The 25139-nt window shown below is 43.0% G+C and carries 20 protein-coding genes, 1 tRNA gene and 1 pseudogene; 6 read left to right on the top strand and 16 right to left on the bottom strand.

Annotated features, from left to right (window positions below; all coding sequences use genetic code 11):
- The 15 genes and pseudogenes from KZZ04_RS13300 to deoC all read right to left on the bottom strand — a co-directional run.
- Positions 1-77 (bottom strand): annotated as a pseudogene (locus KZZ04_RS13300) (elongation factor Tu); the annotation flags it as partial.
- 62 nt (positions 78-139) lie between these two features.
- Positions 140-2254, bottom strand: a complete 2115-nt coding sequence (fusA, locus tag KZZ04_RS13295) for an elongation factor G (protein WP_219422935.1) — start codon at positions 2252-2254, stop codon at positions 140-142.
- 27 nt (positions 2255-2281) lie between these two features.
- Positions 2282-2752: a 30S ribosomal protein S7 gene (gene rpsG / locus KZZ04_RS13290; protein WP_004588211.1), complete on the bottom strand. Its 471-nt coding sequence runs from the start codon at positions 2750-2752 to the stop codon at positions 2282-2284.
- Positions 2753-2849: 97 nt separating this feature from the next.
- Positions 2850-3224, bottom strand: coding sequence for a 30S ribosomal protein S12 (gene rpsL / locus KZZ04_RS13285; RefSeq protein ID WP_002958885.1), 375 nt, complete (start codon positions 3222-3224; stop codon positions 2850-2852).
- A gap of 194 nt (positions 3225-3418) precedes the next feature.
- Positions 3419-7594, bottom strand: a complete 4176-nt coding sequence (gene rpoC / locus KZZ04_RS13280) for a DNA-directed RNA polymerase subunit beta' (protein ID WP_219422934.1) — start codon at positions 7592-7594, stop codon at positions 3419-3421.
- A gap of 104 nt (positions 7595-7698) precedes the next feature.
- Positions 7699-11724: a DNA-directed RNA polymerase subunit beta gene (rpoB, locus tag KZZ04_RS13275; protein ID WP_058405991.1), complete on the bottom strand. Its 4026-nt coding sequence runs from the start codon at positions 11722-11724 to the stop codon at positions 7699-7701.
- 270 nt (positions 11725-11994) lie between these two features.
- Positions 11995-12357: a 50S ribosomal protein L7/L12 gene (gene rplL / locus KZZ04_RS13270; RefSeq protein ID WP_006791261.1), complete on the bottom strand. Its 363-nt coding sequence runs from the start codon at positions 12355-12357 to the stop codon at positions 11995-11997.
- Between the two features lie 73 nt (positions 12358-12430).
- Positions 12431-12925 carry a 50S ribosomal protein L10 gene (rplJ, locus tag KZZ04_RS13265; RefSeq protein ID WP_054206867.1) on the bottom strand — a complete coding sequence of 165 codons (495 nt, stop codon included), beginning with the start codon at positions 12923-12925 and terminating at the stop codon, positions 12431-12433.
- Positions 12926-13247: 322 nt separating this feature from the next.
- Positions 13248-13952, bottom strand: a complete 705-nt coding sequence (gene rplA, locus KZZ04_RS13260; RefSeq protein ID WP_006791263.1) for a 50S ribosomal protein L1 — start codon at positions 13950-13952, stop codon at positions 13248-13250.
- A gap of 3 nt (positions 13953-13955) precedes the next feature.
- Positions 13956-14384: a 50S ribosomal protein L11 gene (rplK, locus tag KZZ04_RS13255; RefSeq protein WP_002958879.1), complete on the bottom strand. Its 429-nt coding sequence runs from the start codon at positions 14382-14384 to the stop codon at positions 13956-13958.
- Between the two features lie 214 nt (positions 14385-14598).
- Positions 14599-15156, bottom strand: coding sequence for a transcription termination/antitermination protein NusG (nusG, locus tag KZZ04_RS13250; protein ID WP_006791264.1), 558 nt, complete (start codon positions 15154-15156; stop codon positions 14599-14601).
- A 4-nt stretch (positions 15157-15160) separates the two neighbouring features.
- A complete protein-coding gene (gene secE, locus KZZ04_RS13245) occupies positions 15161-15538 on the bottom strand; it encodes a preprotein translocase subunit SecE (protein ID WP_006791265.1) in 378 nt (125 codons plus the stop codon).
- 132 nt (positions 15539-15670) lie between these two features.
- Positions 15671-15747: transfer RNA gene (locus tag KZZ04_RS13240), tRNA-Trp, on the bottom strand.
- Positions 15748-15853: 106 nt separating this feature from the next.
- Entirely contained in the window at positions 15854-16702 is an 849-nt protein-coding gene (locus KZZ04_RS13235; RefSeq protein WP_219422933.1) for an SPFH domain-containing protein, read from the bottom strand.
- Between the two features lie 13 nt (positions 16703-16715).
- Entirely contained in the window at positions 16716-17456 is a 741-nt protein-coding gene (gene deoC / locus KZZ04_RS13230) for a deoxyribose-phosphate aldolase (protein WP_219422932.1), read from the bottom strand.
- 278 nt (positions 17457-17734) lie between these two features.
- Between deoC and cysG the strand changes: the two genes are divergently transcribed.
- The 6 genes from cysG to cysQ are packed head-to-tail and all read left to right on the top strand — an operon-like array spanning position 17735 to position 24696.
- On the top strand, positions 17735-19159 hold the full coding sequence (cysG, locus tag KZZ04_RS13225; protein ID WP_219422931.1) for a siroheme synthase CysG: 1425 nt from the start codon (positions 17735-17737) through the stop codon (positions 19157-19159).
- A 51-nt stretch (positions 19160-19210) separates the two neighbouring features.
- Positions 19211-20110, top strand: coding sequence for a sulfate adenylyltransferase subunit CysD (gene cysD, locus KZZ04_RS13220; RefSeq protein WP_006791269.1), 900 nt, complete (start codon positions 19211-19213; stop codon positions 20108-20110).
- Entirely contained in the window at positions 20110-21534 is a 1425-nt protein-coding gene (gene cysN, locus KZZ04_RS13215) for a sulfate adenylyltransferase subunit CysN (RefSeq protein ID WP_058405987.1), read from the top strand. The genes cysD and cysN overlap by 1 nt, the downstream gene beginning before the upstream one ends.
- 31 nt (positions 21535-21565) lie before the next feature.
- Entirely contained in the window at positions 21566-23290 is a 1725-nt protein-coding gene (locus KZZ04_RS13210; protein ID WP_219422930.1) for an SLC13 family permease, read from the top strand.
- Between the two features lie 33 nt (positions 23291-23323).
- Positions 23324-23920: an adenylyl-sulfate kinase gene (gene cysC, locus KZZ04_RS13205; RefSeq protein ID WP_058551272.1), complete on the top strand. Its 597-nt coding sequence runs from the start codon at positions 23324-23326 to the stop codon at positions 23918-23920.
- Between the two features lie 5 nt (positions 23921-23925).
- A complete protein-coding gene (gene cysQ, locus KZZ04_RS13200; protein ID WP_058405985.1) occupies positions 23926-24696 on the top strand; it encodes a 3'(2'),5'-bisphosphate nucleotidase CysQ in 771 nt (256 codons plus the stop codon).
- 113 nt (positions 24697-24809) lie between these two features.
- On the opposite strand, the gene KZZ04_RS13195 is transcribed toward cysQ, so the two are convergent.
- Positions 24810-25106: a hypothetical protein gene (locus KZZ04_RS13195; protein ID WP_219422929.1), complete on the bottom strand. Its 297-nt coding sequence runs from the start codon at positions 25104-25106 to the stop codon at positions 24810-24812.
- Between the last annotated feature and the right edge of the window lie 33 nt (positions 25107-25139).

Genomic DNA, 25139 nt, shown 5'->3' with positions numbered 1-25139 from the left:
GTTTTACCGTGGTCAACGTGGCCGATTGTACCAACGTTTACGTGCGGTTTTACGCGTTCAAACTTTTCTTTTGCCATCTTAAAAAATTCCTAATTAAGAAATTAAAGCCTGACTCACTATTGAGCCAGACAAGCTAAAATCATATTACAGCGCGAGCTGAAATTATTGTATCTGCAACCTGCTTAGAGGCTTCAGCGTACTTCAAAAACTCCATAGAGTAAGAAGCACGACCTTGAGTTGCAGATCGTAAAGCAGTCGCATAACCGAACATTTCAGACAGTGGAACCTGTGCATTTATTTGCTTAAGTCCACCAAGTGCATCTTCCATGCCCTCGATCATGCCGCGACGACGGTTTAAGTCGCCAACTACATCACCCATGTTTGAGTCAGGAGTGATTACCTCAACCTTCATTAGTGGTTCTAAAAGAACCGGATTTGCTTTAAGCGCACCGTCTCTCATAGCTAATGAACCTGCAATTTTAAATGCCATTTCATTCGAATCTACATCATGGAATGAACCATCATATAAAGTCGCTTTAACGCCAAGTAAAGGATAGCCTGCCAGTACACCTTGAGACATTTGCTCTTGGATACCTTTGTCTACCGCTGGGATGTATTCTTTAGGAACTGATCCACCTACGGTTTCGTTAACGAATTCGTAAATTGGAGAATCATCATCCGAAATATCCATCGGTTCAAGCTTCAACCAAACGTGACCATATTGACCACGACCACCTGATTGACGAATGAACTTTCCTTCAACTTCAACAGTTGAACGAATAGCTTCACGGTATGAAACCTGCGGCTTACCAACGTTACATTCAACACTGAATTCACGTTTCATACGGTCGACGATAATATCTAGGTGAAGTTCACCCATACCAGAAATAATTGTCTGGCCTGATTCTTCGTCGGTTTGTACGCGGAAAGACGGATCTTCAGCCGCTAGTTTACCTAGCGCGATACCCATCTTATCCTGGTCAGCGATTGTGCGAGGCTCAACCGCAACAGAGATAACTGGTTCTGGGAATTCCATACGCTCAAGCGTAATAATTGAATTCGGAGCACACAGCGTCTCACCTGTTGTAACGTCTTTAAGACCAATAGCCGCCGCGATGTCGCCTGCGTAGACTTCTTTGATCTCTTCACGAGAGTTTGAATGCATCTGTACGATACGGCCAAGTCGCTCACGCTTACTTTTAACTGGGTTGTATACCGCGTCACCCTGTTTAACAGTACCAGAGTAAACGCGGAAAAAGGTTAAAGTACCAACAAACGGGTCTGTTGCAATTTTAAATGCAAGTGCAGCAAACGGCGCTTTATCATCAGCTGGACGTTCCTCTTCGGTACCATCTTCTAAGATACCTTGGATTTGTTTAACTTGTTCTGGTGAAGGCATGTATTCAACAACGCCGTCAAGCACAGCTTGAACACCTTTGTTTTTAAATGCGCTTCCACAAGTTACTGGAACAATCTCATTGGCTAATGTGCGTTGGCGTAAAGCATTTTTAATTTCTGCTTCACTTAACTCTTCACCTTCTAAGTATTTGTCCATTAGTTCTTCTGAGGCTTCAGCAGCGCTTTCAATTAAATGAGAGCGCCATTCTTCAGCTGATTCAAGAAGTTCTGCCGGTATTGCCTCATATGTGAAAGTCATACCCTGGTCCGCTTCGTTCCAGTTAATCACTTTCATTTTTATAAGGTCAATAACACCTTTAAAGTCGTCCTCAGCGCCTACTGGCAACTGAATTGGAACAGGCGTTGCTCCAAGACGAGATTTCACCTGGCTAACAACAGCTAAAAAGTCAGCGCCCGTGCGATCCATTTTATTTACGAAGATCATTCTCGGAACTTCGTATTTGTTCGCTTGACGCCAAACTGTTTCAGTTTGCGGCTGTACACCAGAAGAAGCACAAAGCACAACTACCGCACCATCAAGTACGCGTAAAGAACGCTCTACTTCGATGGTGAAATCTACGTGTCCTGGAGTATCAATAATATTGATACGATGGGCGTCAAATTGAGCGTCCATCCCTTTCCAAAAACACGTTGTTGCAGCAGAAGTGATTGTGATACCACGCTCTTGTTCCTGCTCCATCCAGTCCATAGTTGCAGCGCCATCATGTACTTCACCGATCTTATGAGAAAGACCTGTGTAGAACAGAACACGTTCTGTTGTGGTGGTTTTGCCTGCATCTACGTGAGCTACTATGCCGATATTACGGTAGCGCTCAAGTGGAGTTGTACGTGCCATATGATCCTCTTAAAGGTTAAGGACAGATTACCAACGGTAATGAGCGAATGCTTTATTCGCTTCAGCCATACGGTGAACGTCTTCACGTTTCTTAACCGCAGTGCCTTTATTATCAGCAGCGTCAACGATTTCTTGAGCTAAACGTAAGCCCATAGATTTTTCGCCACGCTTACGTGCAGCGTCTACTAACCAACGCATACCTAATGCGTTGCGACGAACTGGACGTACTTCAACTGGTACTTGATAAGTTGAACCACCAACACGGCGAGATTTAACCTCAACTTGTGGACGGATGTTATCAAGTGCAGATTCAAAGATTTCTAGGTGCGACTTGCCTGATTTCTCAGCAGCCACGTCTAGCGCACCATAAACAATTTTTTCAGCAGTAGATTTCTTGCCGTCTAACATTACGATGTTAACGAATTTAGCAAGAAGTTCCGATCCGAACTTAGGATCTGGAAGAATTTTACGTTGACCTATTACGCGTCTTCTAGGCATTTTGTATCTCCGGTTTATTCAGGTTTGCTCTTTCGAGTCAATCACCCAAAACAATAATTAATGATATTTAGTGCTTGGCCTTACTAACGGAATACAATTACCCTTTAGGGCGTTTTGCACCGTATTTAGAACGAGCTTGACGACGGTCGCTAACGCCTGCACAGTCAAGTGCACCACGTACAGTGTGAAAACGCACACCTGGTAAATCTTTAACACGACCACCACGGATTAGGATTACACTGTGCTCTTGAAGGTTATGACCTTCACCACCGATGTAAGATGTTACTTCGAAACCGTTAGTTAAACGTACACGAGCTACTTTACGTAACGCTGAGTTTGGTTTCTTAGGTGTAGTTGTATATACACGAGTACATACACCGCGCTTTTGCGGACACGCTTTTAGTGCAGCTGAGTTACTTTTCGTAACCTTGCTACGGCGTGGCTTACGCACTAGCTGGTTAATAGTTGCCATTTAAATAGCTCCTGAAATTAAAATTACTACTGAAAAAAATAAAAAAATCCGCCCTTTATTACTTGCCTGCAATTAGCACACAAGTAAATGGGTGGCGGAATTTTAATGAGCAAAGTTTAACCTGTCAACCTAAACTAATCGTAAGACAGCACTTAACTGCCTTACGATCTCTTAATGCATTGATTAAGAACAGTTTATTGATTTCCAGACAAATCAGCATTTAGTGCATCAGTTAGTGCTTGAGTTGCCTCTTCAGCGCTTACTGTTTGCTCTTCTACTACTTCTTTGCTTTGTTTACGGCGAGCCATACGATCTTGATGATACGCAAAACCGGTACCGGCTGGGATCAAACGACCCACAATTACGTTTTCTTTCAGACCGCGAAGCTCATCGCTCTTACCATTCACTGCTGCATCTGTAAGAACACGTGTTGTTTCTTGGAAAGACGCTGCAGAGATGAAAGATTCTGTCGCTAGTGATGCTTTCGTGATACCCATAAGTTGTATTTCAAACTTCGCTGGGATTTTACCTTGTTTTTCAAGGTCACGATTAGCGATATTAACGCGAGCTACTTCAATTTGCTCACCCGCTAAGAACTCAGTATCACCACCGTGTATAATTGTACATTTACGAATCATCTGACGGATAATTGTTTCAATGTGCTTGTCATTGATCTTAACGCCTTGCAAACGGTAAACCTCTTGCACTTCGTTAACGATGTAGTTAGCAACATGAGTCACACCACGTAAGCGTAAGATGTCATGTGGTGATTCAGGACCATCGGCGATAACTTCACCTTTAGACACTTGCTCACCTTCAAACACGTTAAGTTGACGCCACTTAGGAATCATTTCTTCGTAATGATCGCCTTCTGGTGGAGTAATAACTAAACGCTTCTTACCTTTAGTTTCTTTACCGAAGCTAATAGTACCTGTGATCTCAGCTAAGATAGCTGGCTCTTTAGGTTTACGCGCTTCAAATAAGTCGGCTACGCGTGGTAGACCACCCGTGATATCACGAGTTTTAGAACCTTCTTGCGGGATACGTGCTAACACGTCACCAGGGTTTGCAGTCGCACCATCTGTTACTTCAATCGTTGTGAATGAAGGAAGACGTGTTTCTTGCAGACCACGCTCATCACTTTCGATGATAAGTTTAGGCTCTTTAGCATTCGCTTTAGCAAGGTCTTTAACTACGATACGAGTTAAACCGGTTAGTTCATCGGTTTGTGTCTCTGTATTCGAGTCATCGATATCGCTAAACGATACTTTTGATTTGTGCTCAAGAACGATTGGGTGACTATGCGGGTCCCAAGTAGCAACAATGTCGTTACCTTGAACTTCTGCATTGTCTTGCACTGTTAATACTGCACCATAAGGTACTTTATAACGCTCTTTCTCACGGCCATGACTATCGATGATAGTGATTTCCGTTGAACGAGAAGTAATAACAATCTTACCGTCTGTGTTTAACACATACTTAGCATTGTGAAGTTTTAATGTACCGTTAGTTTTAACTTGTACATTATTTTCAGCTGACGCTCTTGATGCTGCACCACCGATGTGGAAGGTACGCATCGTAAGCTGTGTACCCGGCTCACCGATTGACTGCGCCGCGATAACACCTACAGATTCACCCGCGTTGATGATATGACCACGTGCAAGGTCACGACCATAACACTTAGCACATACACCAAAGTCGTTATCACATGTAATAACTGAGCGTACGCGAACTTCATCTACTGAGTGCTCTTCTAAAAGGTCACACAGTTTTTCGTCAAGCATGATATTACGTTCTACAAGTACTGTGTTAGTACCTGGAATAACGATATCTTCAGCAACAACACGACCAAGAACACGTTCACGAAGTGCTTCTACAACATCACCACCTTCAATAAGCGGTTTCATTGTTAAGCCATCTTCTGTGCCACAGTCGTCTTCGTTGATTACCAAATCTTGCGCAACGTCTACTAAACGACGCGTTAGGTAACCCGAGTTCGCAGTTTTCAGTGCAGTATCGGCTAGACCTTTACGCGCACCGTGCGTTGAGATGAAGTACTGAAGTACGTTTAGACCTTCACGGAAGTTAGCCGTGATTGGTGTCTCGATGATTGAACCATCTGGACGTGCCATTAGACCACGCATACCTGCTAGCTGACGGATCTGAGCGGCACTACCACGAGCACCTGAGTCTGCCATCATAAACACTGAGTTAAATGACGGTTGCTCTACTTCTTCACCTTTCGCGTTTATAACGGTGTCTTTCGACAAGTTAGCCATCATCTCGCGTGATAAGTTTTCATTTACACGTGACCAGATATCGATAACTTTGTTGTACTTCTCACCAGCCGTTACAAGACCTGATTGGAATTGTTGGTTGATTTCAGTTACTTCAGCTTCTGCTGATTCAATGATCTGCGCTTTAACCGGTGGGATAACTAAGTCATCGATACCGATAGAAACACCAGACTTCATTGCGTAATGGAAACCGGTGTACATAACTTGGTCAGCAAACACAACGGTGTCTTTAAGGCCTAAGCGACGGTAACATTCATTCAACAAGCTAGAAATCTGTTTTTTACCTAGTGGCTGGTTGATTGACTCAAACGGCATACCAGTTGGTAAAATTAGAGACAGAATTGCACGACCTACGGTTGTTTCGATAACCGTTGTAGTATCTTCTACTACACCGTGTTCGTTAGCAACTGACTGGCTAATACGTACTTTCACAATAGCGTGAAGGTCTGCATTGCCACTGCGGTATGCTTTTTCTGCTTCTTTTGGATCTTTAAATATTGCGCCTTCGCCTTTTGCGTTGATGCAATCACGGGTCATGTAGTAAAGACCCAATACAACATCCTGTGAAGGAACGATGATTGGCTCACCATTCGCAGGAGATAGAATGTTGTTTGTAGACATCATCAATGCACGTGCTTCAAGCTGTGCCTCGATTGTTAACGGTACGTGTACCGCCATTTGGTCACCATCGAAATCGGCGTTGTACGCCGCACATACTAATGGATGCAAATGAATCGCTTTACCTTCGATAAGCACAGGCTCAAACGCTTGGATACCCAAACGGTGAAGTGTTGGTGCACGGTTAAGTAATACTGGATGTTCACGAATTACTTCGTCTAATACATCCCATACTTCCGCAACTTCACGCTCTACCATTTTCTTAGCAGCTTTAATTGTCGTAGCCATGCCGCGACGCTCTAATTTGCCATAGATAAACGGTTTGAATAACTCAAGTGCCATCTTCTTAGGAAGACCACATTGGTGAAGCTTAAGCGTAGGACCCACTGTGATTACAGAACGGCCAGAGTAATCTACACGCTTACCAAGTAAGTTCTGACGGAAACGACCTTGCTTACCCTTGATCATATCAGCAAGCGATTTAAGCGGGCGCTTGTTAGAACCTGTAATTGCACGACCACGACGACCGTTATCAAGTAGCGCATCTACCGCTTCTTGTAACATACGTTTTTCGTTGCGTACGATAATATCTGGTGCAGCTAAATCTAATAGACGCTTAAGACGGTTATTACGGTTAATAACACGACGGTAAAGGTCATTTAGATCAGATGTTGCAAAACGACCACCGTCTAGTGGTACTAATGGGCGTAGATCAGGTGGCAATACTGGAAGTACTGTCATGATCATCCACTCAGGGTTATTACCTGATTGGTGGAACGATTCCATTAACTTAAGACGTTTAGTGATTTTTTTACGCTTAGTTTCAGAGTTAATTGTTGGTAACTCTTCACGCATCTCAGCAATTAATTGGCCAAGATCAAGTTCACGAAGCAAGTCTAAAACTGCTTCAGCACCCATCTTCGCTTCAAACTCATCACCGTGCTCTTCTAATGCATCTAGGTATTCTTCTTCACCTAGTAACTGACCACGCTCAAGCGTTGTCATACCTGGCTCAGTTACTACGAACGATTCGAAGTAAAGAACACGTTCAATATCACGAAGCGTCATATCTAGCATTAAGCCGATACGTGACGGTAATGATTTTAAAAACCATATATGTGCTACTGGGCTCGCAAGGTCAATATGACCCATACGATCACGACGCACTTTGGTCAGTGTAACTTCAACGCCACACTTCTCACAGATCACACCACGGTGTTTAAGGCGTTTATATTTACCACATAAACACTCATAATCTTTCACTGGGCCGAAAATACGGGCACAGAATAAGCCATCGCGCTCAGGCTTGAAAGTACGGTAGTTAATAGTCTCAGGTTTCTTTACTTCACCGTATGACCATGAACGAACCATGTCTGGTGAAGCAAGACCAATGCGAATTGCATCGAATTCTTCGGTCTTATTTTGTTGCTTCAGAAACTTAAGTAAGTCTTTCACCTTAGCTCTCCTGTCGGAGTTAATCTTGAGGACGGATAATCTCGTCCCTACATTCTATTCAGCCGTAACAGATGCTGCAGCGTTAACTGCAGCATCTAATTGGCTTAATTTTCTTCCAACTCGATGTTGATACCCAGTGAGCGGATTTCTTTCAACAATACGTTGAACGATTCTGGCATACCTGGTTCCATCTTGTGGTTACCATCAACGATGTTTTTATACATCTTAGTACGACCATTCACGTCATCCGACTTCACTGTTAGCATTTCTTGTAGAGTGTAAGCAGCACCGTAAGCTTCAAGCGCCCATACTTCCATCTCACCAAAACGCTGGCCACCGAACTGTGCTTTACCACCCAGCGGCTGCTGAGTAACAAGGCTGTAAGAACCAGTAGAACGCGCGTGCATCTTATCATCAACCAAGTGGTTAAGTTTAAGCATGTACATGTAACCAACGGTTACTTGACGTTCAAACTGATCGCCAGTACGGCCATCATAAAGTGTAACCTGACCACTTCTAGGGTATCCACCAAGCTCTAGCATGTCTTTGATTTCGCTTTCTTTAGCGCCATCAAATGCAGGAGTAGCGATTGGTAAACCACCTTTTAAGTTTTCAGCTAGGCGACGAATTTCGTCATCAGAGAAACTTGCAATGTCTACAACTTGGCGAGATTCACCAATTTCGTAAGCTTGCTTGATGAATTCACGTAGCTCATGAAGCTCACGTTGCTCTTTCATCATTTCTTCTAAACGCTCACCGATACCACGTGCAGCAAGACCCATATGTGTTTCAAGGATCTGACCGATGTTCATACGCGATGGTACACCTAGTGGATTTAGTACGATATCTACCGTACGACCTTTGTCATCGTATGGCATATCTTCTACTGGTACGATAGTCGAGATAACACCTTTGTTACCATGACGACCCGCCATCTTATCACCCGGTTGGATACGACGTTTAACAGCTAGGTATACTTTAACAATTTTAAGTACGCCTGGTGCTAGGTCATCACCTTGAGTAATTTTACGACGTTTGTTTTCAAACTTCTTATCGTATTCAGCTTTAAGTTCATCGTACTGTGCAGCTAGTTGCTCAAGTTCAGCTTGCTTATCTTCTTCAGCAAGGCTTTGAGTTAATAGTTTTTCAGCATTTAATGACACTAAGTTGTTTTCATCAAAGCCAGCAGCTACAAGTAGCTTGCGAGCGCGTTCTAAAACGCCAGCTTCAAGAATACGGAACTCTTCGTTGAAGTCTTTCTTCGCTTCGCGAAGCTGCATGTCTTCAACTTCTAACGCACGCTTATCTTTTTCAACACCATCACGGGTGAAAACTTGCACGTCAATTACAGTACCAGTTACAGAGTTTGGTACACGTAAAGAGCTGTCTTTAACGTCAGATGCTTTTTCGCCGAAGATAGCACGCAGTAGCTTCTCTTCAGGTGTAAGCTGTGTTTCGCCTTTCGGAGTCACTTTACCTACTAGGATATCGCCGCCTTTAACTTCAGCACCAATATAAACAACGCCTGATTCATCAAGCTTGCCTAGTGCAGATTCACCCACATTCGGGATATCTGCAGTGATCTCTTCTGGACCTAATTTAGTATCACGGGCAACACACTGTAGTTCTTGAATGTGGATAGTCGTAAGACGATCTTCTTCAACTACGCGCTCTGATAGTAAGATTGAATCCTCGAAGTTGTAACCGTTCCATGGCATAAATGCCACGCGAAGGTTTTGACCAAGGGCTAAGTCACCTAAGTCAGTCGAAGGACCATCTGCTAACACGTCACCACGAGTAACCGGTTCACCAACCATACACGTTGGTTTTTGGTTAATACATGTATTTTGGTTAGAACGTGTGTATTTGGTTAAGTTGTAGATGTCGATGCCCGCTTCACCAGGGATGCGTTCTTCTTCATGTACGTTTACAACGATGCGACTTGCGTCGGCATACATTACTTCACCACCACGTTTTGCAACAATCGTTACACCAGAGTCTTTCGCTAGTGTTAACTCAATACCTGTACCTACTAACGGTTTATCCGCTTTCAATGTTGGTACTGCTTGACGTTGCATGTTTGAACCCATCAATGCGCGGTTAGCATCATCGTGTTCTAGGAACGGGATAAGTGCTGCTGCTACAGAGATCACCTGTTGTGGTGATACATCCATATATTGCTGGTCCATGCGACCCATAAAGGTTGATTCACCTTTGTGACGACATGGAATAAGTTCATCTACAAACTCATTGGTTTCAGTTAAGTTTGAGTTCGCCTGTGCGATAACAAACTGACCTTCTTCAATGGCTGATAAGTAATCAACTTCATCAGTTACTACACCGTCTACCACTTTGCGGTAAGGTGTTTCTAAGAAACCATAGTCATTTGTACGTGCATACGTAGACAATGAGTTAATTAGACCGATGTTTGGACCCTCTGGCGTCTCGATTGGACATACGCGACCGTAGTGAGTTACGTGAACGTCACGTACTTCAAAGCCAGCGCGTTCACGAGTTAGACCGCCCGGACCTAATGCAGAAATACGGCGCTTATGCGTAACTTCTGATAGCGGGTTATTTTGGTCCATAAACTGTGATAACTGAGACGAGCCGAAGAACTCTTTAACCGCTGCCGAAATAGGCTTAGCGTTAATAAGATCTTGTGGCATTATCGCGTCAAGGTCACCTAAGCTTAAACGCTCACGCACAGCACGTTCTACACGTACTAGACCAACACGGAATTGGTTCTCAGCCATTTCGCCAACACTACGTATACGACGGTTGCCTAAGTGGTCGATATCATCAACATCGCCTTGACCGTTACGAATAGCAATTAATACCTTCATAACAGACACGATGTCTTCTTTGCTTAATGTGCCTGGGCCTGTGTCAGAATCGTAACCAACACGGCTATTAAACTTCATACGACCAACAGTTGAAAGGTCGTAACGTTCTTCAGAGAAGAACAAGTTTTGGAATAAGGCTTCAGCCGCGTCTTTCGTCGGTGGCTCGCCTGGGCGCATCATGCGATAAATTTCTACTAGTGCTTCTAAACGGTTGCTTGAAGAGTCAATGTTCAATGTATTTGACATGTAAGCACCGCTGTCCACTTCATTGATATACAATGTATCAATGGTAGTGTGACCGGCTTTAACTAATTCAGCCATAAGCTCAAGAGTTAATTCATCATTCGCATTTGCAATAACTTCACCCGTTGATTCATCAACGTAGTTTTTAGAAATAATACGGCCAATGATGTACTCGTGAGGTACTTCTAACTGAGTAATGCCTTTTTTCTCGATACTCTTGATGTGACGAGCCGTAACACGACGCCCACTTTCAACAAGTACTTCACCGTCTTCGCCTTTGATATCAAAAGCGGCAGTTTCACCACGTAAACGCGAAGGTACAAGTTCCATAAGAACTTTACCGTCAGCTACTTCAAACGCAGTTGTATCGAAGAAGATATCTAGGATTTCTTCACTAGAGTACTCAAGTGCACGTAATATGATAGACGCCGGTAATTTACGACGACGGTCAATACGTACATATAAGTTATCTTTTGCATCAAATTCGAAGTCTAACCATGAACCACGGTAAGGAATAACGCGTGCGTTATATAATACTTTACCTGATGAATGAGTTTTACCGCGGTCGTTATCAAAGAATACACCAGGGCTACGGTGTAGCTGAGAAACGATAACACGCTCTGTACCATTGATTACAAAGGTACCGGTATCGGTCATGAGCGGAATTTCGCCCATGTAAACTTCTTGCTCTTTAATGTCTTTAACTGTGCCTGGAGCTTCTTTGTCCATAACAACAAGACGCAGTTTCACGCGAAGTGGAGCAGAATAAGTCACACCGCGAATTTGACATTCTTTTACATCGAAAACTGGCTCACCAATACGGTAACTTACGTATTGAAGCTCAGAATTTCCCGAGTAGCTTTTTATAGGGAACACAGAACGGAAGGCAGCTTCCAAACCATGATCGCCATCAGCGTCCGGCACTAAGAATTTTTTAAACGATTCTAACTGTGTAGACAGTAAAAAAGGTATATCCAAAACTTGTGGACGTTTACCAAAATCCTTACGGATACGTTTCTTTTCAGAATAAGAGTAAGCCATGGGGTTCCTCAGCTTGCTGATCTTTGACCCGACCTGTTCTTGTAAGAACAGACTTAACTGGCAGCTATGCCAAGATTTACAACATTTTATTGTTGTTCTAATTAAATCCCTTCTCAACACTAGCAAACTATAAAGCGTTGAAAGTAAAGAAATAATTAGATTTTATTTGCGCTATAAGAGTGCATCACTCCATAGCGCAAAAAGGCCGGTGATTAAATAATCACCAGCCCTTGCCTGATTTCTCAGGCAGCGAACTTAGCGTAAGCTAAATTACTTAACCTCAACTTCAGCACCAGCTTCAGTAAGGTCTTTTGCAAGTGCTTCAGCTTCTTCTTTAGATACACCTTCTTTAACAGGTGTAGGAGCAGCTTCAACAAGTGCTTTAGCTTCTTTAAGGCCAAGGCCTGTAGCGCTACGAACAGCTTTGATTGCAGCAACCTTGTTAGCGCCAGCGCCAGTAAGGATTACGTCAAATTCTGTTTTCTCTTCAGCAGCTTCAGCAGCAGGACCTGCTACCATAGCAGCTGCAGCAGTTACGCCGAATTTTTCTTCCATTGCTTCAACAAGAGCAACAACGTCCATTACTGACATTTCAGCAATTGCGTCAAGGATTTGGTCTTTAGATACAGACATTACAAATTTCCTAATAATTAACGGACTCTAGGTCCAAATAAATTTTACACCGAAAGGATTAAACAACTTAAAATTAAGCAGCTTGCTCTTCTTTCTGTACACGTACTGCTTCAATTGTTTTACACAATTTGCCAGCAGACGCTTCTTTCATAGCACTCATTAAGCGTGCAACAGCTTCGTCGTATGTAGGTAGAGTTGCAAGCATAGCTGCATCTACTACGTTACCTTCAAAAGCGGCCGTTTTAAGCTCAAATTTCTCATTCTTTTTCGCGAAATCTGAAAAGATACGCGCAGCAGCACCAGGGTGCTCTGATGAGAAAGCGATTAAGCTTGGACCAACAAATGAATCAGAAAGACACTCAAAATCTGTTCCTTCAAGAGCACGTTTTGCTAAAGTGTTACGAACAACTTTCATCCATACACCAGCTTCACGAGCTTCTTTACGAAGGGCAGTGATTGCGCCAACTGTTACACCACGAGAATCTGCAACAACTGCAGATAGAGCACCATTGGCTGCTTCGTTGACTTCAGCAACTATTGCTTTTTTGCCTTGAAGATTTAAAGCCATGGGTGTTACTCCTGGTTTAATGGGGTTACCGACAATCGGTTTCCCCTGTTCTACTCTTCCCTACCAAACAAAGGTAGAGATGCTTTTTACGGCGAGAGCCAGAAGGATTAGGAAAAATCTATCTGGGGTCTACACCGTCTACGTAGGTAAAATTAAGGCCTAAGCCGCCTACGGTCTTGGACGGAAGCCCAATTTATCGCTTTGCCAAAGGCGCACCGAAATTATGGACTTCAACCCGAATTCTTTACTTTGCTAATTAATAAATTAATCAACAAAATGGCGCGAAATTATAGTACAAATTTCGTGCCATGTAAACACTAAATTAAGCAACTACTGTGTTTAAAGTAGCTTGGTCAACAGAAACACCTGCGCCCATTGTTGTAGAGATAGTTACTTTTTTCAAGTAAACACCTTTAGCTTGAGAAGGTTTAGCCTTCTTAAGTGCAACAATTAGAGCTTCAAGGTTTTGTTGAAGTTGCTCAGCTGTGAAATCAACCTTACCAATAGTAGTGTGGATGATACCATTTTTGTCATTGCGGTAACGCACTTGACCAGCTTTCGCATTTTTAACTGCTTCTGCAACGTTAGGTGTTACAGTACCAGTTTTAGGGTTTGGCATTAGACCACGTGGACCTAAAATTTGACCTAGTTGACCAACAACACGCATAGCGTCTGGAGATGCAACAACAACGTCAAAATCCATCTCGCCTTTTTTAACTAGCTCAGCAAGATCTTCCATACCAACTAATTCAGCACCGGCTTCTTTCGCAGCTTCTGCGTTAGCGCCTTGTGTGAATACTGCAACGCGAACGTCACGACCAGTACCGTTAGGTAGTACAGTTGCACCACGAACGTTTTGATCAGATTTACGAGCATCGATACCAAGGTTAACAGCAACGTCAACACTTTCTACGAATTTAGCTGTTGCTAACTCTTTTAAAAGAGCAACTGCTTCATTGATTTCGTAATCTTTAGTTACTTCCACTTTTTCGCGGATAGTACGCATACGTTTAGTTAATTTAGCCATTTCTTAGTCCTCTACGTTCAAGCCCATCGCACGCGCAGAACCTGCGATAGTGCGAACCGCTGCGTCCATATCGGCAGCTGTAAGGTCAGTTCGTTTTGTCTCAACAATCTCTTCAAGTTGAGCACGAGTTACTGTGCCTACTTTATCAGTGTTAGGACGGCCTGAGCCTGACTTGATACCAGCAGCTTTCTTAAGTAAGTAAGCAGCAGGTGGCGTTTTCATGTCGAACGTAAATGAACGGTCACCGTAAACAGAGATCACTACAGGAACTGGAGCGCCTTTTTCGATAGATTCTGTACGTGCGTTGAACGCTTTACAGAATTCCATGATGTTTACACCGTGTTGACCTAGTGCAGGACCTACTGGAGGACTAGGGTTAGCCATACCAGCGGCAACTTGTAGCTTGATTAGAGCTTCAACTTTTTTAGCCATTATAAATACCTCATTTGGTGGGTCTTAGCCTTGTGCGCGCGAGGACGCGTACTCTAACGGCTTCCCAGTTTAAAAATTGGTTTCGTACTTTTTGTATAGTAAAAATAAATTTTTACCTTAATACAAAAAGGCCGCTGATTATAAGTTAATCAGCGGCCTTTTTCAAGCTTCGTGCCAAAATTTATAAAAACTCTGGCGAAGCTTTTTTAATCAATTACTTATCTTGTTCAACTTGACCAAACTCAAGTTCAACTGGCGTAGAACGACCAAAAATAAGTACAGATACTTTTACGCGGCTTTTTTCGTAGTCAACTTCTTCAACCACACCACTAAAGTCGGCAAATGGGCCATCAGTAACACGAACAACTTCACCTGGTTCAAATAATGTAGCAGGTTTAGGTGCTTCAGCATTTTCTTGTAAACGGTTAAGAATACGGTCAGCTTCTTTAGAGCTAATTGGCGCTGGACGGTCAGATGTACCACCAATGAAGCCCATTACACGCTCTGTGCTGTTCACTAAGTGCCAGCTAGCGTCATTCATATCCATTTGTACTAATACGTAACCTGGGAAGAATTTACGCTCAGATTTACGCTTTTGGCCAGCGCGCATCTCAACAACTTCTTCAGTTGGTACTAATATTTCACCAAAGCTCTCTTCAAGACCTTCAATTTTAATGTGTTCAGTTAACGTTTGAGCTACACGCTTTTCATAACCAGAAAATGCTTGTACTACGTACCAACGTAATTTAATTTCTTTGTTCTCATCCGACATGGGATCAGATCTCCAATCCAGTTAAAAAGCCAACAGCGCGGAATAAAATGCCATCTAATCCCCAAAGGATAAGCGCCATAATCACGGTTGCAACCATTACAATTAATGTCGTGTGGGTAGTTTCTTGACGCGTTGGCCAAATAACTTTGCGTACTTCAATACGAGCTTCTTTAGCAAAAGCAAGGAAGGTACGTCCCTTAAAAGTTTGTGAGGCAATGGCTAATCCGGCCGCTATTGCAACCACAACGCCGATAGCACGTAGTAATACAGACTGATCTGCATACATATGGTTACCAACAACTGCGCCTGCAAGTAGCGCGATTGCTACTAACCACTTTACTGACTCCATCCCACTTGATGGTGTTTCTACATTCGTGCTCATAATATTATTACCTTAACTACAGACACAACAACCCTACGCGTCGGCAGGGTTAATCCATTAAAATCTAAACTTAAAAACAGACTTATTTAAACCGATTTTTAACCCCAGACTTACTCATATTAGTGAGTAAAGTGGCAGGGGCGGAGAGATTCGAACTCCCAACCGTCGGTTTTGGAGACCGCTGTTCTACCAATTGGAACTACGCCCCTGCAAAGTGGATGCCTATTATACTTACGCAAATCATTTACACAAGCCTAAAAGATACACGCAATGCAAAATCTCGATAAACAATTAAGTCCTTAATAATAAAAAGGCTTAATTAGCCCCTTTAACGAGTGGCACGCCATTATTACCCACAGGAATATAAACCGTTGTATGGTTTGGCGACTCAGCCATTTTTATTTGCGCATTTATGGCTTCATGTTGTAAATAATTAGCCGTAAGCGTAGCGTTAATAATTTTTTGTGCCTGCGCAATCCCCTTCGCTTCTTCGACGCGTATTTCTGCATCTTTTCGCGCAATTTCTTTTTGTGTTTCTTTTTCGGCGAGCAATTGTTGCGCAGCTAGTTTTTTCTCTACCGCATTAGCAACAATGTCAGGATAGTTAATATTACCTACAACCACATTGGCAAGCTTAAAGGGGGTGGTTGATAAATAATTTTGCAAACGCAGTGTGACCTCTAGTGCTATTTTTTCGCGGTTTGTTTTAAGTTCACCACTGTCGTACTTTTGCACGGTATCTCTTACGTAAGTTCTAAACGTTTCACGCACAAAACGTTTGTACCAATTTTCTGCACCATATTGTTCAACAACGGTTTGCACTGAGCCACTTTGAATGGCAATAACAGCGTGAAAATCAAATTTAATGTTCAAATCATCATTAGCTAATATTCTAAATGTTTCGGTGTACGTATTAGGCCGCATATCTATGTTCACCACTTCATTACGCAACAGTGACATACCATAATTAGCAGGCCCTATCATGGTACCTTGGTAACCACCTTCGCCAAATACCCGTGGTTTTTCGTAAACATAACCTTCTTCGCCTGCGGGAGTACTCGGGTTAGTACACGCGGTTAAACCAAATCCAATTACACCGACAACAAAGGTACCTTTAATTAAATTATTAACCAAACTTTGCATCCCTGAATTTCTTGTTCTCATTATTTATCCTTTGTTATTTTTCTAATTCTTTATATACATCGCTTAATAGGCTTGAAGCACCAAACCTAAATGTGCTGGCTTGTAGGTAGTCATCGCTCATTATTGAACGGGCTAGTGCCAAATATTCACTGGCATCAGCCACCGTTTTAACACCACCTGCCGCTTTAAAACCCACTCGTTTTCCTGAATTTTTAATGGTGGTTAACATTACTTTAGTTGACTCAAGCGTCGCATTTATAGCGACTTTGCCGGTACTGGTTTTTACAAAATCAGCACCGCCTTTAATAGCCAGTTCGGTCGCCTGGGCAATCAACGCCTCGGTTTTTAGCTCACCGCTTTCTATAATTACTTTTAGCTGAGCTTTAGTGCCGCATGCTTTTTTACTTTCACTTACGTAGTTAAGCGCGGTTTGCGTATCCCCTGCAGTTAATTTTTTATAGGGGATAACAAGGTCGATTTCATCGGCACCGCGTTCAATGGCTATGAGAGTTTCGTTAATTACATCGCTTAATGGGGCATCACCTGTCGGAAAGTTAGTCACCGTTGCAACTTTAACGTGGCTAAGCTCTCGTGCAGCAAGCGCTATTTTTGCATCGTCAACAAAATCGCTATATACACATACTGCCGCCGGTGTGCCTAATGTTGGCCTAATGCTATTGATCAAAGTTTCAATATCTTTTGTAGTATCGCTTTTGTTTAAGCTAGTTAAATCCATAAGCTTTGCCGCGAGTAATGCGTCTTGTTGTTTTGTCATACGAACTCCCTTGCCCTATTTGGGTCAAATTAATATGCTTTATATTAACAAATTAAAAAAAACTCGCTATAGCTCATAACCAAACACTCTAAGCTTATTATTTTACTTGTAACTGGTCGCAATCCCTTGTTAACTCAGCCTTAGGCTTAAAACCGCCACCCAATATAACTTTTGGTTATATCAACTTGGTTTTAATTATTTTTTACTTACACATAGCCGCTATATTCTGCGCAACAGATTAGAGCGTTTTTATAAAATTGTTTAGGGGTGTTACAAACGTGCAATATTTACCTATCTTTACCAAACTCGACAACAAACCTGTATTGGTTGTTGGCGGTGGAGAGGTCGCATTACGCAAGTGCCGCGCGTTTTTAAAAGCCCGTGCAGATGTCACCTTAGTGGCGCCTTGGTTTTGTGACGAATTAAAAGAGCATGCACAACACAACGAAGTTACCCTAATAGATGCCTACTTTGACGAGTCGCACCTAAACGGAAAAATGCTAGTTATTGCTGCAACCGACCGAGACGAGGTGAACAACACAGTGTTTGAGCTTGCCAATGCACGCAATGTGTTTGTAAACGTGGTTGATGACCAACCTAAATGCACGTTTATATTCCCTTCAATTGTTGACCGTAACCCTATTACAATTGCTATTTCGAGTGCGGGCACAGCTCCTGTACTGGCACGCCGTTTACGCGAAAAGTTAGAAACATTAATACCACAACATATTGGCCCACTTGCCACACTGGTGGGTGGCTTTAGAGATAAAGTAAAACAGCGCTTTAAGCACTTTTCGGACCGCCGCCAATTTTGGGAAGGCGTGTTCGACTCATCGGTTGTAAGTAAAGTACAAACCGGCGACACCCAAGGTGCTGAGCAACAACTTGAACAAATGCTAGATGCAAAAGCCGAGCCCGAAGGCGAAGTTTATGTGGTAGGTGCCGGCCCTGGCGACCCAGAACTTTTAACCCTTAAAGCGCTTCAACTTATGCAACAGGCAGATGTCGTTGTATATGACTTTTTAGTGTCTGACGAAATTATGGAGCTGGTTCGCCGTGATGCCGACCTAATTTGTGTAGGTAAACGCTTAGGCGATCACAGTGTTGTTCAAGAAGATACTAACCAAATGTTGGTTGACCTCGCTAAACAAGGTAAAAAAGTTTGCCGAATTAAAGGGGGCGATCCCTTTATTTATGGCCGCGGCGGTGAAGAAGTTCAAGTATTGGCTGCCAACAACGTAAATTACCAAATAGTACCGGGAATTACAGCTGCAGCAGGGTGTAGCGCGTATGCAGGTATTCCGCTTACGCATCGCGATCATGCTCAGGCTATTCAATTTGTAACTGGGCATTGTAAAAAAGACGGCCAAGAACTTGATTGGCAATCGCTCGCTAAGCCAAATCAAACGCTTGCTATATACATGGGCGTAATTAAGTCACCGCACATTCAAGCTGAGCTCTTACAGCATGGCCGTAAAGCCGACACGCCAGTTGCCGTGATCGAAAATGGCACGCGCAAAAATCAACGTGTAGTAACAGGCCAATTAGGCGAGCTTGCCGATTTAATTGAACGCAACAGCATTGTATCGCCAGCATTACTTATTATTGGTGAAGTAGCCGCCTTGCACTCGCAACTTGCATGGTTTGGGCAAAACAACCAAACAAGTAGCTATGCGCAACCGTTAACCGATATAGCAAATTAGTAACCAAATTTAACTTTATAACTTTTAATCATTTTAGTAGGACGACTAACAATGGCTTTAACTCATCTTCAGCAACTTGAAGCTGAAAGTATCAAAATCATGCGCGAAGTCGCCGCTGAGTTTGAAAACCCAGTAATGCTTTACTCAATTGGTAAAGACTCGTCGGTACTTTTGCATTTAGCGCGTAAAGCGTTTTACCCTGCAAAAATCCCGTTTCCGTTATTACACGTAGACACCGACTGGAAGTTTCGTGAAATGATTGAATTTCGCGACCGCATAGCAAAAGAGTACGACTTTGATCTACTGGTACACAAAAACCCAGAAGGCTTAGCAATGGGCGTTGGCCCCTTTACCCATGGCTCGGGTAAACATACCGACATAATGAAAACCCAAGGTTTAAAGCAAGCACTTAATAAATACGGTTTTGATGCCGCCTTTGGTGGCGCACGCCGTGATGAAGAAAAATCGCGTGCAAAAGAACGTGTGTACTCGTTCCGCGACAAACACCACCGTTGGGATCCAAAAAACCAGCGTCCAGAGCTTTGGAACACCTACAACAGCCAAGTAAACCCTGGCGAAAGCATTCGTGTATTCCCACTTTCTAACTGGACTGAGCTTGATATTTGGCAATACATTTATCAAGAAAACATCGAAATGGTACCACTTTACTTAGCTAAAGAGCGCCCAGTAGTTGAACGTGACGGCACACTCATTATGGTTGATGACGAACGTATGCCACTTGAAGAAGGCGAAGTACCACAAATGAAATCGGTCCGTTTTCGTACTTTAGGCTGTTACCCACTAACCGGTGCCGTTGAATCTACAGCCAGTACATTAACCGAAATTATTGAAGAAATGCTGCTATCTACGTCATCAGAACGCGAAGGCCGTGTGATTGACCATGACTCAGCAGGCTCAATGGAGAAGAAAAAACGTGAGGGGTATTTCTAATGTCTAGCCAAAATAACGATACATTTAACGAAGTAAAAGAAATAGGCATAGACGCCTACCTAGCACGCCAACAAGACAAAAGCTTATTACGTATGCTTACCTGTGGCAGCGTAGACGACGGTAAATCAACACTGATTGGCCGCCTGTTACACGACAGCCACCAAATTTATGAAGATCAGTTAGCTGCTCTTCACAAAGACAACGAAAAAGTAGGTAATGCAGGTGAAGATCTTGACCTTGCGCTACTCGTAGATGGCCTTCAAGCTGAACGCGAACAAGGCATTACCATTGACGTAGCGTACCGCTATTTTTCAACGGCTAAACGTAAATTTATTATTGCCGACACCCCTGGCCATGAGCAATACACACGCAACATGGTAACGGGTGCATCAACAAGCGATGTTGCCATTATTTTGGTTGATGCGCGTTACGGCGTGCAAGTACAAACCAAGCGCCATAGCTTTATTTGTGACTCGCTAGGTATTAAACAGTTTGTTGTAGCCATTAACAAAATGGATATTGTTGATTTTGACGAAACCGTATATGAACGCATTAAAGCCGATTACCTTAAATTTGCCGAACAGCTAAACGTATCAAACATTAAGTTTGTACCTATGTCGGCGCTTAAAGGCGATAACGTAGTAACGCGTTCTGCGCATACACCTTACTACACCGACAAGCCACTGCTTGAGCTTTTAGAAGACTCACCAGCAGCCGAGACCGATACTGGTTTTGAAGCACGTTTACCTGTGCAATATGTAATACGCCCTAACCTAAACTTTCGTGGTTTTCAGGGCACATTAGCATCGGGCAAACTACAAGTAGGCGACGCTGTAAAAGTATTACCGTCAGGTAAAACTTCAAGCATTAAAGAAATTGTCACCTTTAATGGCAACCTAGACACAGCAGAAGCAGGCCAAGCAATTACTATCACGCTAAATAGCGAAATAGATATTAGCCGCGGCGACGTAATCGTACCGGCAAGCTCAACCGCCGCCGTTACTAATCAGCTTCAAGCTAAAATTGTATGGATGCATGAGTCGCCATTAGTGTTAGGTAAAAACTACAACCTAAAACTAGGCAGTAAAAACACGTCAGCGGTAGTTAAAAAGATTGATCACACCATCGATGTGAACACGCTTGAACACGGCACAGCCGATTCACTGCAGCTAAACGAAATAGCAATTGTAACACTTGAACTAACCGAAACTATTTTGGCCGACGAGTACCACAATAACCACGAAACAGGCTCATTCATTCTAATCGATCGTTTGTCTAACCTAACGGTTGCAGCAGGTATGATTGAACACGTACTGCAAAGCGAGCAAAGCAAAGGCGAGTTTAGTGACTTTGAAGTTGAGTTTAATAGCTTAGTACGCAAGCACTTCCCGCATTGGCAAGCGCTTGATATTTCAAAACTGTAAGTTTATTAATGTCTGTTAGGAATAATAAAGCATGGTAGAGCAGCTCGTTTTAACAGGCATAATGCTTACCTTAGTCGGGTGCCTTTTTGGCACCCGCATTAATCCAGCATGGTTATTTGTAAGCGCCATTGGCACCAGCTACTTAGCGGGGCTAATTGACCTAGAAAGCATGCTCGTTAATTACGCAAATCCGTCACTTATTACATTAGTACTATTGGTATTAGTGTCGATTGCAATCGAAAAAACCACATTAATTCAAAAGCTATCCATGTCGTTATCTAAAGGTAGCTTAGTTAAGTCGGTAACAAAGCTGGGGCTTTCCAGCGCATTTTTATCGTCGTTTACTAATAACACGGCAGTTGTTGCCTCGCTTATTAGTGCAATAAAAGATAACCCCAATCATTCACCCTCAAAGCTATTATTACCGCTGTCGTACACGGCTATTTTAGGCGGCACCATTACCCTAATTGGTACTTCAACAAACCTAATAGTTAACGGTTTTGCGGTAGATGCCGGCATGCAGCCTTTGGGCTTTTTCGACTTTACCTTAGTGGGTTTGGGGGCGCTTAGTGTTGGCCTTATTACTATTTTGGTCATGCTTAAATACTTACCCGACAACGGCAAGAGCGATCAAGAAGTCGTTCCTTTTTACCTTGAGGGTAAAATACAAACAGGCTCTAAATTAATAGGCCGCACAGTAGAAGAAAACGGCCTACGCGATTTAAAAGACTTGTTCCTCGCTGAAATAATTCGTAATAACGAACGTATTTGCGCAGTAACGCCTCAGCAAATTATCCAACAAAACGACGTACTATTGTTTGTGGGGGATATAAAGTCGGTGCCGCTATTAACCCGTTTTGATGGTTTAAAAGTAGTGCACGACAATCATGAAAAAGACATCGAACATTTAGTTGAAGTGGTCGTAAGCCAGTCGTCTAAATTTATAGGCAAAACAGTAAAAGAAATCCGTTTTCGCGAGCAGTTTCACGCCGCTGTTATTGCTATTCGCCGTGGGCACGACCGCCTTCAAGGCGGCCTTGGCCAAGTGCAATTACAAGCCGGCGATTCACTCATTTTGGCACCCGGTAAAAACTTTTACAGCCTGCCTAATTTAAAGCGCGAGTTTGTGTATATTTCAGGCCTTGATTTACAAACCCACCTTGCACCCAAACAATCTAACATTGTATTGCTCAGCTTTGTCGGTGTACTGGGTTTAAGTATTTTTGGGGTCGTGCCGTTAGTCAAAGGCTTATTGGTATTACTTATTGGCTTAATGCTCAGCGGCACCATAAAACTTAACGAAGTGAAACGTCGCTTTCCGCTTGAGTTACTTGTTGTAGTAGGTAGCGCCATTGGCCTTGCAAAATTAATGATAGGCACAGGGCTTGCTGGGCAAATATCGAGTGCGCTATTTATGGTGCTTGGCGACTTTGGCCCTTACGGCGCATTTATAGCCATATTTTTAATGACCGTACTATTTACCGAACTGATTACCAATAATGCCGCCGCTGCGTTGTCGTTTCCGGTTGCGTATTCACTTGCCGTTGGCTTTAATGTAGACCCGCTCCCCTTTATTATGGCGGTTGCTTTTGGCGCATCGGCAAGTTTTATATCACCATTTGGGTATCAAACAAATTTAATGGTGTATAGCGCGGGTAATTATCGTTTAAAAGATTACATTGTTATGGGCTTGCCCCTTTCTATTATTTATTCAATCACGGTATTAACCCTGATCCCGCTAGTATTTCCGTTTTAATACTGGCGCAAACAGCATAAGAGACACATCACTATGGATGAAAATATAGTTTGGCATAACTACGCAACCACTAAAGCACAACGTAGCGAGCAAAAAAAACATAAGCCGGCTATTTTATGGTTTACCGGTTTTTCAGGCTCAGGTAAAAGCACCGTAGCCAACGCACTCGAAGCGGCGCTTAATCAGCAAGGTGTACACACTTACCTGCTCGATGGCGACAACGTACGCCACGGTTTATGCAAAGACCTAGGCTTTAGCGACGAAGACCGCATAGAAAACATTCGCCGCGTAGGCGAAACCGCAAAACTAATGACCGATGCAGGTTTATTAGTGCTTACTGCGTTTATATCGCCTTTTAGAGCTGAACGCGACATGGTGCGTAACTTAGTAGACGACGGTGAGTTTATTGAAGTATTTATAGATACCCCACTTGATGTATGTGAAAGCCGCGATCCAAAAGGGCTATACAAAAAAGCACGCGCAGGTGAAATAAAACACTTTACTGGGATCGACTCAAACTACGAAGTCCCCACCCAACCTGAAATAATTTTAGATACAAGTAAAAACACCCTAGACCAATCGGTTGCCCAACTGATAACGTATCTAAAACAAACGCATATAATAGGTTAACCCCAATGAACCAAACCGAACTGCTAGAAGAAACCCTCATCCTTGCCCGCACCGCAGGAAAAGCCATTATGGGGATTTACGAAAAGGACTTTAACGTTGAATACAAAGCCGATGAAAGCCCAGTAACCGACGCCGATTTAGCAGCTCATAAGATCATTGTAGCGGGGCTACTACAGCTTACGCCCGACATACCCATTCTTAGTGAAGAAAACGCCGACATAAACTGGGCTATTCGCCAAACGTGGAAAAGCTACTGGCTAGTAGACCCAATCGACGGCACTAAAGAGTTTATTAAAAAGAACGGCGAATTTACCGTAAACATAGCCCTAATCGAAAACGGAAAACCGGTACTCGCAGTTGTCGATGCCCCTGCACTTGGCGTATCGTACCTAGCTGCTGACGCCATTGGCGCTTTTAAAGACAAAGGCGATGAGCGTATAGAGCTAAAAGTAACCACTAAGCCTAATAAAGGGCTAATACGCGTTGTAGGTAGCCGCTCGCACCCATCTCCCGATTTAGCTGAATTTGTAAAACGCTTTGACGACGTTGAAATGGTATCAAAAGGCAGCTCACTAAAGTTATGCTTAGTGGCCGAAGGCAGTGCCGATATTTACCCGCGCCTAGGCCCAACGTGTGAATGGGATACAGGTGCAGGCCATGCAGTTGCTGAAATAGCCGGTGCTAAAGTGACTAAGCTTGATGGCAGCCCACTTATTTACAACACCAAAGATGAATACTTGAATCCGTATTTTGTGGTGAGTGCGATAGAAGAGTAAGCGCAGTTTTGAGTAGTTAGCTATCAGTTGTCAGCAAGGCAAGTGATAGCTTTTACTATGAAAGTTGCTCAGTGAGCATAAAGTAAAATGCTTAGTAACGCTTAAGTTATTTATTATGTAAAAGTTAACTTAATAAGCGCACTAAAGCACAGCAAAGTTATAAACAAACCAAGCGATAAAATAACCTTTTCCTTTCGGGTTTGCTCAGGTTTTTGGGCAAATACAAAAATAGTTCGGTAAAGCGTACTAGGCACTATTAAAACCAAGCCAATAAACGCAGGAAACACACCTAATATAAAACCAAATGCAAAACCTGAATTTTCCATTTGGCCAAATATAGCGCTAAACCCAAACCAAATAATAGCAACTGCAAAAAACGCAACGCCCACTGAAATCGATAAAAGTGCCATTTATTAAATTCCTTTTATTTCATCTCGAAAGAA

Origin of the sequence: Pseudoalteromonas sp. CR1 (genome assembly GCF_019392235.1) — a bacterium.
In the GTDB taxonomy this organism is placed as follows: domain Bacteria; phylum Pseudomonadota; class Gammaproteobacteria; order Enterobacterales; family Alteromonadaceae; genus Pseudoalteromonas.
The sequence above is the reverse complement of the archived record's forward strand: the minus strand, read 5'-3'. Positions and strand labels throughout refer to the sequence as shown.